The sequence below is a fragment of the Psychromonas sp. CNPT3 genome, assembly GCF_000153405.2.
Taxonomy (GTDB): Bacteria; Pseudomonadota; Gammaproteobacteria; order Enterobacterales; family Psychromonadaceae; genus Psychromonas.
Window position 1 is genome coordinate 2,838,844 of record NC_020802.1, and the last position, 12,450, is coordinate 2,851,293.

Annotated in this window: 9 protein-coding genes; 1 reads left to right on the forward strand and 8 read right to left on the reverse strand. The window is 39.6% G+C overall.

The genetic code is table 11. The features are described 5' to 3' along the window. Positions 1-13: 13 nt before the first annotated feature. The 8 genes from rpoB to PCNPT3_RS12550 form a co-directional block, all read right to left on the reverse strand. Positions 14-4,048, reverse strand: a complete 4,035-nt coding sequence (rpoB, locus tag PCNPT3_RS12515) for a DNA-directed RNA polymerase subunit beta (RefSeq protein WP_015466215.1) — start codon at positions 4,046-4,048, stop codon at positions 14-16. 237 nt (positions 4,049-4,285) lie between these two features. Next, complete coding sequence (rplL, locus tag PCNPT3_RS12520; RefSeq protein WP_015466216.1) at positions 4,286-4,651, reverse strand: 50S ribosomal protein L7/L12; 366 nt, start codon at positions 4,649-4,651, stop codon at positions 4,286-4,288. A 43-nt stretch (positions 4,652-4,694) separates the two neighbouring features. Next, entirely contained in the window at positions 4,695-5,198 is a 504-nt protein-coding gene (gene rplJ, locus PCNPT3_RS12525; protein ID WP_015466217.1) for a 50S ribosomal protein L10, read from the reverse strand. A gap of 283 nt (positions 5,199-5,481) precedes the next feature. Beyond that, positions 5,482-6,186 carry a 50S ribosomal protein L1 gene (rplA, locus tag PCNPT3_RS12530; RefSeq protein WP_015466218.1) on the reverse strand — a complete coding sequence of 235 codons (705 nt, stop codon included), beginning with the start codon at positions 6,184-6,186 and terminating at the stop codon, positions 5,482-5,484. Positions 6,187-6,190: 4 nt separating this feature from the next. Further along, positions 6,191-6,619 carry a 50S ribosomal protein L11 gene (gene rplK, locus PCNPT3_RS12535; protein WP_015466219.1) on the reverse strand — a complete coding sequence of 143 codons (429 nt, stop codon included), beginning with the start codon at positions 6,617-6,619 and terminating at the stop codon, positions 6,191-6,193. A gap of 172 nt (positions 6,620-6,791) precedes the next feature. After that, entirely contained in the window at positions 6,792-7,340 is a 549-nt protein-coding gene (nusG, locus tag PCNPT3_RS12540) for a transcription termination/antitermination protein NusG (RefSeq protein WP_015466220.1), read from the reverse strand. Between the two features lie 9 nt (positions 7,341-7,349). Then, on the reverse strand, positions 7,350-7,730 hold the full coding sequence (gene secE, locus PCNPT3_RS12545) for a preprotein translocase subunit SecE (RefSeq protein WP_015466221.1): 381 nt from the start codon (positions 7,728-7,730) through the stop codon (positions 7,350-7,352). Between the two features lie 320 nt (positions 7,731-8,050). Continuing rightward, positions 8,051-10,864 (reverse strand): M16 family metallopeptidase, encoded by a 2,814-nt coding sequence (locus PCNPT3_RS12550; protein ID WP_015466222.1) that lies wholly within the window; start codon positions 10,862-10,864, stop codon positions 8,051-8,053. 201 nt (positions 10,865-11,065) lie between these two features. On the opposite strand from PCNPT3_RS12550, the gene PCNPT3_RS12555 reads away from it, so the two are divergent. Further along, a complete protein-coding gene (locus tag PCNPT3_RS12555; protein WP_015466223.1) occupies positions 11,066-12,334 on the forward strand; it encodes a trypsin-like serine protease in 1,269 nt (422 codons plus the stop codon). Positions 12,335-12,450: the final 116 nt, after the last annotated feature.

Below are 12,450 nucleotides of genomic sequence, written 5' to 3' on the forward strand. Positions count from 1 at the left end.
ACTAAAATAAATTCTAGTTTTCTTCGTCTAACTCAATATTAATGCTTAATGAACGGATCTCTTTCAACAATACGTTGAACGATTCAGGAATACCTGGCTCCATTCGATGATCTCCATCAACGATGTTTTTATACATCTTAGTACGACCATTAACATCATCTGACTTAACAGTTAGCATTTCTTGAAGCGTATACGCCGCACCAAATGCTTGTAGAGCCCATACTTCCATCTCACCGAAACGCTGTCCACCGAACTGCGCTTTACCGCCTAGAGGCTGTTGCGTAACAAGACTGTATGATCCTGTTGAACGTGCATGCATTTTATCATCAACTAAGTGATTCAATTTAAGCATGTACATATAACCAACAGTAACAGGACGTTCGAAAGGAATACCTGTACGACCATCTGTTAAGATCAATTGACCTGATTCAGGTAAATCGGCAAGTTTTAATAACTCACGAATTTCTGACTCATAAGCACCATCAAATGCGGGTGTTGCGACAGGCAGTCCACGATATAAATTCTTCGCTAGACGCATTACTGCTTCATCATCAAATTCACTGATGTCAACGTGACAAGGCGCTTCACCAAACGAGTAAAGTTTCTGTATAAACTCACGCACTTTAGCCATTTCAACTTCACGTTGATTTTTGATCATACGCTCAAGTTTTTCACCTACGCCTTTACAAGCTAGACCTAAATGCGTTTCTAAGATCTGACCGATATTCATACGTGATGGAACACCTAGCGGGTTCAATACGATATCAACTGGCACACCAAATTCATCATGAGGCATATCTTCAACAGGAACGATATTTGAAACAACACCTTTGTTACCATGACGTCCAGCCATTTTATCACCAGGCTGTAAACGACGACGAACGGCTAAGTAAACCTTAACAATTTTTTGTACACCAGGTGCTAAATCATCACCTTGTGTAATTTTACGACGTTTAATATCAAACTCTTTCTCGTAATCTGCTTTGATGTCATCATATTGTGCAATGATTTGATCTAAGTATGATTGCTGAGTTTGATCATCAACGATGATCTCTAACCACTGCGCACGAGGCATCTGTTTAAGACGTTGCTCATCTTGTCCAGCACTCACTAAAATCTTTAATGCTTTTTCAAAGATTGCATTTTCTAAGATCTTGAATTTTTCATTAAGATCTTTCTTAGCAGATTTAAGTTGCATCTCTTCGATTTCAAGAGCACGTTTATCTTTTTCTACGCCATCACGGGTAAATACTTGTACATCGATAACCGTTGCATAAGTAGAATTGGCAACACGTAAAGAACTGTCTTTAACGTCTGACGCTTTTTCACCGAAAATAGCACGTAATAATTTTTCTTCTGGTGTAAGTTGTGTTTCACCTTTTGGTGTCACTTTACCTACTAGAATATCACCCGGTTTAACTTCAGCACCAACATAAACAATACCAGACTCATCTAGTTTGCTTAGGGCAGCTTCACCGACATTCGGGATATCTGCAGAAATCTCTTCACAACCCAATTTAGTTTCACGTGCAACACACGAGAATTCTTGAATATGGATAGTAGTAAAACGATCTTCTTGCGCAACACGCTCAGAGATAAGGATTGAATCTTCGAAGTTAAAACCATTCCAAGGCATGAATGCAATTTTCATGTTTTGACCTAGCGCTAACTCACCCATATCTGTTGACGGACCATCAGCTAACACATCACCTTTAACGATTGGCTCGCCAGGTTTACATGTTGGACGTTGGTTAATACAAGTGTTCTGATTTGAACGTGTGTATTTAGTCAAGTTGTAGATATCGATACCCGCTTCACCAGGAAGGAGTTCAGAATCATCTACTTTAATCACGATACGAGACGCATCTACATAATCAACAAGACCACTGCGTTTTGCAATAACCGTTACACCTGAATCTATCGCGATACGACGTTCAATACCTGTACCTACAAGCGGTTTATCCGCACGTAATGTTGGTACGGCTTGACGTTGCATGTTCGCGCCCATTAAGGCACGGTTAGCATCATCGTGTTCTAAGAACGGGATAAGCGATGCTGCGATAGAGATGATTTGCTGTGGAGATACATCCATGTAATCAATTTGATCGGGTGCCATAAAGGTAGTTTCACCTTCGTGACGACATGGAATAGACTCTTCGTTCAAGAAACCATTTTCATCAATACGCGCAGATGCCTGTGCGATGACGAATGAGCCTTCTTCAATGGCTGATAAATATTCAACTTTATCACTTGGTTTGCCATCAACTACTTTACGGTATGGTGTTTCTAAGAAACCGTAACTATTAGTACGCGCAAACGTAGCTAATGAGTTAATTAGACCAATGTTTGGTCCCTCTGGCGTTTCGATTGGACATAGTCGACCATAGTGAGTTGGATGTACGTCACGTACTTCAAAGCCTGCACGTTCACGTGTTAAACCACCGGGCCCTAACGCTGAAATACGACGTTTATGCGTCACTTCTGAAAGCGGGTTATTTTGATCCATAAACTGAGACAGTTGTGATGAACCAAAGAACTCTTTAACCGCTGCAGAAATTGGTTTTGCATTAATAAGATCTTGAGGCATTGTTGCATCAAGGTCGCCTAATGATAAACGTTCTTTAACCGCACGCTCAACACGTACTAAACCAACACGGAATTGGTTTTCTGCCATTTCACCTACACAACGAATACGACGGTTACCTAGATGATCGATATCATCTACAACACCATTACCATTGCGGATATCAATCAGTGTTTTCATTACACTTAAGATATCTTCTTTAGATAAAATGCCCTTACCTTCATCGCCTTCATTACCAACACGACGGTTGAACTTCATACGACCTACTTTAGATAAGTCATAACGTTCTTCAGCAAAGAATAGGTTTTGGAATAGACCTTCTGCTGCATCTTTTGTTGGTGGCTCGCCTGGGCGCATCATGCGGTAGATTTCAACTAACGCTTCTAAACGGTTAGTTGATGAATCGACGCGTAATGTATCTGACATAAATGATCCACAATCTAATTCATTAGTGTAGATAACTTCAAAAGCTTTAATGCCAGATTGCGCTAGCTCAGCAAGAGACTCAAGTGTCAATATATCATTAGCATTAATGATAATTTCACCGGTTTCTGAACTGATGTAATCTTTTGCAGAAACTTTACCTTCAAGGTACTCAGCAGGTACTTCAAGGTGTTTAATTTTGTCTTTTTGTAATTGGCGGATATGACGTGCTGTCACACGTTTACCAGCTTCAACGTATACTTTACCTGCGCTTACGATATCAAAGGAGAGTTGTTCACCACGTAAACGATCGGCAATTAACGCCATTGAAATTGCGCCATCTTTGATCTCAAACTTCGTTGTATCAAAGAACATATCTAAAATATCTTGCGTAGAATATTCTAATGCACGCAACATAATAGTCGCTGGCAATTTACGACGACGATCAATACGAACAAAGAGATTGTCTTTCGGATCAAACTCAAAGTCTAACCAAGAACCACGGTAAGGGATAACACGTGCGTTATACAGTACTTTACCTGAGCTATGCGTTTTACCTTTGTCGTGATCGAAGAATACACCTGGACTACGATGTAATTGAGAAACGATAACACGCTCTGTACCATTGATAACAAACGTTCCGTTATCAGTCATGAGTGGCATTTCACCCATGTACACTTCTTGTTCACGAATATCTTTGATGGTACCAGCTGGTGCATCACGATCGTAAATAACGAGGCGTAATTTTACACGCACTGACGCTGAATATGTAACGCCACGGATTTGGCATTCTTTGACATCAAAGACTGGCTCACCCAGACGGTAGCTTACATATTGCAGTTCTGATGTGCCTGAATAGCTAGCGATTGGGAAGATGCTTCTAAAAGCGGCTTCTAAACCAACCTCTCCAGTTAAATCGACTTCGATGAAGCGTTTAAATGAATCTAATTGAATCGACAACAAGTATGGTTTTTCCATAACTTGTGGACGTTTCCCAAAATCCTTACGAATAAGTTTTTTCTCAGTATAAGAGTAACCCATGTGGTTCCTTTGCTCGCTGATTAAGTGATCATAGCTACCGGACCTATTATTAGGCCTTCATTATTAGGCAGCGGCGAACATCATTTTAGTATGTCTCAATGCTTTTTTACATTGAGTGCTTATGATCCCGTAATTAAAATAATGAAAACTTACAGAATCCTATAGCGCAAAAAGGCCGGTGATTAAATAATCACCAGCCAGTGCCATTTGCATGGCTAATAAGTTATAAAATATAACCTATTTAAGTTCAATCGTTGCGCCGATTTCTTCTAATGTTGCTTTAAGTGTTTCAGCTTCTTCTTTAGAAAGAGCGTCTTTGATCACTACTGGGCAAGATTCAACAGTCGCTTTAGCTTCTTTCAGGCCAAGACCTGTAGCTGCACGAACTGCTTTGATTGCTTTAACTTTGTTCTCACCGAACGCAGTCATAACAACGTCAAATTCAGTTTGCTCTTCAACTGCTTCACCAGCTGCAGGGCCCGCAGCAACAGCAGAAGCTGCAGATACGCCGAATTTTTCTTCCATTGCTTCGATTAATTCAACAACTTCCATAACTGTTAACTCTGCAACAGCATCAATGATTTGGTCTTTAGTAATAGACATGAGTCAATTCCTACTTTTAAAAAAATTAAATAAATGACAGCGATTAAGCTGCAGATTCTTCTTTCTGGTCGCGTAATGCAGCCAGTGTACGTACAAGTTTGCCCGCAGCAGCTTCTTTGATGGTAGCCATCAATCTTGCAATTGCTTCGTCGTACGTTGGTAGTGTCGCTAAACGGTCGATTTGATCGGCTTCAATAAATTCACCTTCAAATGCCAACCCTTTTACTTCAAACGTTTCGTTTGCTTTAGCGAAGTCTTTTAAAAGACGCGCAGCAGCACCCGGATGGTCGTTTGAGAATGCAAGGATTGTAGGACCAGTAAACGTATCTACTAGACATGCAAAGTCTGTACCTTCAACAGCACGACGTGCCAATGTATTACGTATTACACGTAAATATACATTGTTAGCACGCGCTTGTGCGCGAAGTTCAGTCATTGCACCAACTGTTACGCCACGTGCATTGGCAACAACAGCAGACAGTGCAGCTTTTGCAGCCACATTAACTTCAGCGACAATAGCTTGCTTGTCTTCGAGTCTTAATGTCATTTGGTTTTACTCCTGGATTCCACTGGATTTAACTCCAGCTTAAACACCCTCGTTGCTTAAACAGAAAATAACGAGGCACTATTTGGTCATCGGATCCAGGTAGAATAATTCTTTCTGGGGTCCGGCACCATCTACGTAGGATATTAAGTAAAATAAATTTTACCCCTACGGTCTAAGAAGGGACCTAAGGCCCTCCAAAGTAAGGCCGCAAATTATACAGATAATTTGTGACCTTGTATAGAGTGAATATCACTAAAAAGCAATATTCAATCTATACCGAAAATTACGCTACCGTAGTATCAAGAGATGCTTGGTCGATTTTAATACCAGCACCCATTGTTGTAGATAGAGCAATTTTCTTCAAGAATTGACCTTTAGCACCTGATGGTTTTGCTTTTTTAATCGCAATAAGCAGAGCTTCTAAGTTTTCTTTAATTTGTTCAGCAGTAAAGTCAACTTTACCGATAGTAGAATGGATAATACCATTCTTATCGTTACGGTAACGTACTTGGCCAGATTTAGCGTTTTTAACAGCCGTTGCAACATCAGGTGTTACAGTACCCACTTTCGGGTTAGGCATTAAACCACGAGGACCTAAGATTTGACCTAGTTGACCAACAACACGCATTGCATCAGGAGAAGCAATAACAACGTCGAAGTTCATTTCGCCAGCTTTAATTTGAGCTGCAAGATCTTCCATACCTACGATATCCGCACCAGCTGCTTTCGCTTTTTCAACGTTAGCGCCTTGTGTGAATACAGCAACGCGTACTTCACGACCTGTACCGTGTGGCAATACTGTTGCACCACGAACATTTTGATCACTACGACGAGAATCAACACCAAGGTTGATTGCAACATCTATGCTTTCTTTGAATTTAACTGTTGCTAGCTTTTGTAAAAGTACAACAGCTGCATTGATTTCGTACTCTTTAGTAGCGTCAACGCTAGTACGGATGTTCTTCATACGTTTAGATAATTTAGCCATTGTATTAACCCTCCACTTCCAAGCCCATTGAACGAGCAGAACCCGCAATACAACGTACCATCGCATCAAGATCGGCACCCGTTAAATCAGTTTCTTTTATTTTAACAATTTCTTCAAGTTGTGCACGTGTAACTGTACCCACTTTGTCTTTGTTAGGAACGCCAGAACCAGACTTGATACCAGCAGCTTTCTTAAGTAAGTAAGATGCAGGTGGAGTTTTAGTCACAAATGTGAAAGAACGATCGTTGTATACTGTAATTACTACAGGTACTGGAGCGCCTTTTTCCATTTTATCTGTTTTTGCATTGAATGCTTTACAGAATTCCATGATATTAACACCATGTTGACCAAGAGCTGGTCCAACTGGTGGTGACGGGTTAGCCATACCAGCTGAAACTTGCAGCTTGATATATGCTTGTACTTTTTTAGCCATGATAATATTACCTATGTTTGGGTATAACGCTCATTCCAAAAGGATAAGCTCCCCGGTTAAAATAAATACCTATTCTTACTTCTGAGTATATTTACTCATAAATAAAAAAGGTGCCGAATTATACCTGTAATTCGCCACCTTCTTCAAGATATTTTTGTTGATTTTTTAAGCTTTAATCTTTCTCAACTTGAGAAAACTCTAAATCGACTGGTGTTGCACGGCCGAATATAGAGACAGATACTTTTAAACGACTCTTATCGTAATCCACTTCTTCAACAGTACCGCTAAAGTCAGAGAACGGTCCGTCAACAACACGCACGATTTGACCCGCTTCAAAGAGGGTACGTGGGCGAGGAGAATCAACAGACTCTTGTAAACGATTAAGAATGTTCTCTACTTCTTTAGGAGAAATCGGAGCTGGACGCTCTTTTGTTCCCCCAATGAAGCCCATGACGCGGTCAGTATTTTTAACTAAATGCCAACTTGCATCATTCATTGCCATTTGCACTAAAACGTAACCAGGGAAGAACTTACGTTCACTCTTACGTTTTTGACCGGCACGCATTTCTACAACTTCTTCAGTTGGAACTAAAATTTCACCGAAATATTCTTCCATTTCGTTTAATTTAATATGCTCAATTAATGTTTTTTGTACGCGCCCTTCATAACCTGAAAAAGCTTGCACAACATACCATCTCATTTTTTGTACTTCATCTGACATATTAAATCCTTAGATTGCTGTAGTGATGTATTCGATCACTCGAACAAAAATACCGTCTAAGCCCCATAATATCAAACCGACAATAGTTGATACAGCAAGGATTATTAAGGTTGTTTGTACTGTTTCTTGGCGTGTTGGCCAAACCACTTTACGTACTTCAGAACGAGCATCAGTCGCAAACTCGATAAATGTTTTCCCTTTTTCTGTCATCGCGGCAGAGAAAATAGCTAAGGCAGCTAAAACTAAACAAATCAAGATGCGAGCAATAATATGCACGCTTTCACCGTAAATATAATTACCCGCAATAATAGCGACTAATAATAAAACTGTTATAACCCACTTTAATCCATCCAGTGAGCTTTTACTGCTTTCAGTATGTATTGCACTCATAGCTTGTTTTTATCCAATGTTAAATATTCATAATATTTTGTATATTATCACTTTACAAAATATACGGTAGCACACTAAGGCGATAACCTAAATTCAGTCTCGATAAATAAACAAAGCATTATTCTCGATACTGAGGAAATAAAGCTCGATAGTATAAGGATTTTTAAGCAATTTGTAACGTGATAATCCTTAGTTTTTATAAAAAAACATATATTTAATGATTAAACGTTATAATTTTGCTTGGATCCGTCCATATAGCATTGACGTGATACTCTTTTATTCTTTTACAAAAAATATCACTCTGTCACTAAAAAATAATATTAATCTTTTGTCGGCATTAATACATAGGTCTTTTTATTTTGGCCAAGCAATGCTTTGGCCAAAATATTTAAATCACTGACTTGCACTTTCTGTAAAATATTACGTTGCTCTCTTATATTCTGATAAGGCAGACGTCTAAATGCATCTTGACTAAGCGCTTCGACCCAATATTGACTATATCGCTCACGTTGGCTTTGATCTATTACCCATGTTTTTTTAGCTTGTTGCATTTCTTGCTCTGATACGCCCTTATCTCGCATTTTTTCAACCACCCTATTTGCCATTTCTGCCAAGGCATCCGAGCGGGTAGGATCACAACTAAAGTACATACGCCCTAAATAATACGCACTTGGATCTCGCACCAACATTTGTGACATACTAATCGCATAAGTACCCGATACTTTGTCTCTTAATGCAGACTGTAAACGTTTATTCATTATCTGCTCTAATAATGACGTTTTCACCTGCATTGCAATCGACCACGTCACTTTTCGACTGTATTGGATCTCCACCATTGCTTTATTACTGCTCGACATATAAAAGCGTTTACTTTCAGTCCCTAATTTAGGTTGTACATTTCGTTGTAGCACTTGCATCAAAGGACGAGCTTTTTGAGGTAAGCTTGCTAACCATCTTTCAATCTGTTTTTTAACGTTTGCAATGCTTTGCGAACTCACAATTGTAACCCGCATTTGTTGCGTATCGCTGAACACTTTATCTTGCCACTGCGCAAGTTGCTTTACAGAAAAATTCCTCCATGCACCTAATTTATTAACACTTAAACGCTCACTATGTGTAAATGCAGAGGCACTAACTAAATCTTTAAATTTTCTTTCTACGGATGATTGCTTAAGGCTTTGCAACATCCCCTTTTGCATGTTTTGTAATTTTTGCTCACAAAATTTCGGTTGTGTCAGTTTCAAGTGCAATAATTTTAAGGCATCTTGCATCGGCCCTAATGGCGCATTTACATGAAATCCATGTGTAATAAAGCCAACATAAGGTGTGACGCTCACATTATGTTTTTTACTCCAGCGGGCTAATTGAGAGGCACTATATTCCCCATAACCACAACGTTCACCCATTCTACTGGCCCAAGAAATGACGCCAATTTGAGGATCAGGCTCAAGCGATGCACCGCCTTTAAATTGCACATTTATTTGGCTCCCACCTTGCAATTTCGGATCACTAAAAAGCATCACGTTAATACCATTGCTCAATTGATATTCGAAGCTGTTTACTCCCTGCTTCAAGTGCACTTCCTTAGTGTTGGTGATTTCTCCAGCACCCAGCGCATTAACCTTCAAGGTCAACTTAGTCGCCGTTAAATTAAAGGGTGCTAACCGAGATAAACGTATTTTTCCCCATGCATGTGAGAGTGTTGCCGATGTGATAGTTCCCGTATCAGTACCGGGCCCCACTAACGCCACTTTATGCAGACTAGATTTTAATATATGTTGTACTGCTTGTTGAATGTTGTCTCTACTTAACGTTTTCAAAAAAACATCTAATATTTTAAATTGTTGTTTATTGTCCAGCATGGCTAATTGATAACGACTCGCTTGTAATAATTGACTCACCACGTCTGTATCTGATCCTATGTGACTCATTTTTTGACGCGCGTTAGCAAGTAACGCGCGCTTCGCATTAAGTAGCTCTTGCGCGCTCACTTTTTGCTGCGAAAGGCGTTCTAATTCAATGGATACTCGCTCAAAAGCTGATAAATAATCATTAGAAAACGGCAATACAGTCAATAGGATTTGCTTACGATAAGGACTCAACAAGTGCCCTTTCTGCCCAACATAAACCCCTTTTAAAAGGCCTTTATCCACTAAAATCGCCAAACGTTGAGCTAATATATGTAGCCATACGCTATCAAGCATCTCTGCGTGAAGCCCCTGTTTAGTGTTACTTTCAAACAATAAATCTTGCTGTAACGTTAATTGTATTAAACGTTGGCTATTTTCTTTTTCAAAAATCAATGCGCTCTGGAATTTTTTTGAACTGCTAAATTTTTGCCAACGCTGAGGATCTGCACTCGTCGCGCCTCTTTTAAGTCCTGAAAACAACTTATCTATTTCTTGATGTACTTGTAATGCATCAAACTTACCTGAAACAATCAAAGTCATACGCTGTGGTTGATACCATTTTTTATAATAAGCAATCGCATTTTCTCGTGCCACATTACGAATAGCGTCCAGCGATCCAATCACATTTCGATTTAGGAAACGACTGCCTTGATAGCGAAAATTTTCTAAACGTTTATTGATCAGCCCCCCAACACTCTGGCTTAAACGCCATTCTTCGATAATGATCGCACGCTCATGCTCAAAAGCATCACTATCAAAATTAAGCTGATGACTCCAATCGGCTAAAATATTTAAACCTAAAGAGAGGCTTTTCACCGAGGCATTAGCGAACGATAAATTATAAATAGTACTGTCGTAATGCGTAACCGCGTTAATGTGCACACCTAACGTGCCACCTTGTTGCTGCAGTGCATGGATCATACTTTTTTGAGGGAAGTTTTTAGTGCCTTTAAATGCCATATGCTCGACAAAATGAGCAATACCCCGTTCCGAATCAGATTCTTGTAAAGAGCCAGCATGTACTAACAAGCGCATTTCAAGGCGCTCACTCTGACCTTTATGTAGGATGATACGCATACCATTTTCTAACTGATACTGCTCAATATCAACACGGGGTGCTAGGACGTTCGATATTTTTAATGGCACATTTTTCGACGTTTGGCAGCCAAAAACCCCGATAACACTGAGGATACAAATGACTATGCGGATGCGATATAGAAGCATCTAATATTCCTTTTCAATTTACATTTGATAACTAATAATGATAAATCGAATACATATTAGAGGATCAGATCATATTACTAGGAGAGTTTTAACTCTCAAATAGTAATTGTTATCAATCGCATTGGCAAGTATAATCCCATCTCTATCAGACCCTATGTCTAAACCCTCTCTGTATTTACAATATTAAAGGTAAGGCTCTCAATGCTCAAATCAATCCCTCTTTCTTTCTTATTTTTTGTCTCTCTAATAAGCATGACAAGTTATGCCAATAGCGAAAATTTAGGCGAAACGACACGTATTATTAATGGCGAAAACAGTAGGCAAGATGCATGGCCTTATATGGTATCCATCAGTGTTTATGGACAACATTTATGTGGTGCATCATTAATTGCAAATCAATGGATTTTAAGCGCTGCGCACTGCTTGGTTAATTCGCAAGGCCAGCGCTATCCCACCGATGTGATAAAAGCGATTGTTGGGGGCGCCAGCCCAAAATCTGCCTCTATCTCTAGTGGCGTCAATGTTAGCGCCTTATATCTGCACCCCGATTATAGTAAGCAGACAAAAAATAATGATATTGCTTTATTAAAATTGGAAAAACCAATCCGTTTTGATACCCCTCTTCCTCATTATTTTTCACGAGTAAGTGCTGAAAACACCATAAATGCGTTAAATACTGGCCGACAAGTAACCGTACTAGGATGGGGATCAACCGTTGCATATTCCCCCGCAGAAGACGTCATTGCAAAATACCCCCGCGTATTACAAGAAGTGCAATTATCATTAAAAACAGAAGCTGACTTTCCTGATCTCAAGTACGCCAAACAATGTTCAGAAAACACCTTGATATGTGCGTTTACACAAGGCAAAGATGCTTGCCAAGGTGATAGTGGAGGACCTTTACTACTACAAGTAAATAATACTTGGAAACAAATTGGTATTGTCAGTCGAGGCAGAGGCTGTGCATCCAGCTACCCAGGTATCTACACACGAGTCGCCACATATAAAAAATGGATAAACAGTTATGTACAAAATGCGACGATCACATCACATGTTGAATTTAATGCGCAACCAATAGGTAAACAAAAAAGTAAAATAATGATGGTACGCAATAATAGTCACTATGATGCGACATTTACTTACCAAGAAGATATCAAAAACTCCCCTCAATTTTCTTTTGATTCGAGTCTTTGTGAGTATATTTCAGCACTAAGTACCTGTACTTTTAATGTCTACTTCACCCCCCTAAATACACAAAGTAAACACGCCAGCATCACCATGACATCAACGATCCCTAACTCTGCAAGTGTGCGTAGCGAACAAACAGGTCGAGGCATCGTAATGCAGAGCAAAGCCTCTGCTGGCGCCTTGAATTTCACGTCCTTTTACTTGTTGATGATATGTTGTTTGTTTAGGTATGCTTATAGCAAAGGCGCCTTTGTTAATACCAAAGGAAAAATAACAGTCTAAAAGTCAGGGGCTCTATCGGACTCTAGCTGTTTATACTGAGCAGCTTTATGGCAGGGGCACACATACGACAAGAAGAGCATTCCACGATCAGCCTTTAGACATAACTAGACTGTCAC

Coding starts and splice junctions, on each gene's coding strand:
- rpoB (WP_015466215.1), bottom strand. CDS start 4,048: ATGGGTTACTCTTATACTGAGAAAAAACTTATTCGTAAGGATTTTGGG.
- rplL (WP_015466216.1), bottom strand. CDS start 4,651: ATGTCTATTACTAAAGACCAAATCATTGATGCTGTTGCAGAGTTAACA.
- rplJ (WP_015466217.1), bottom strand. CDS start 5,198: ATGACATTAAGACTCGAAGACAAGCAAGCTATTGTCGCTGAAGTTAAT.
- rplA (WP_015466218.1), bottom strand. CDS start 6,186: ATGGCTAAATTATCTAAACGTATGAAGAACATCCGTACTAGCGTTGAC.
- rplK (WP_015466219.1), bottom strand. CDS start 6,619: ATGGCTAAAAAAGTACAAGCATATATCAAGCTGCAAGTTTCAGCTGGT.
- nusG (WP_015466220.1), bottom strand. CDS start 7,340: ATGTCAGATGAAGTACAAAAAATGAGATGGTATGTTGTGCAAGCTTTT.
- secE (WP_015466221.1), bottom strand. CDS start 7,730: ATGAGTGCAATACATACTGAAAGCAGTAAAAGCTCACTGGATGGATTA.
- PCNPT3_RS12550 (WP_015466222.1), bottom strand. CDS start 10,864: ATGCTTCTATATCGCATCCGCATAGTCATTTGTATCCTCAGTGTTATC.
- PCNPT3_RS12555 (WP_015466223.1), top strand. CDS start 11,066: ATGCTCAAATCAATCCCTCTTTCTTTCTTATTTTTTGTCTCTCTAATA.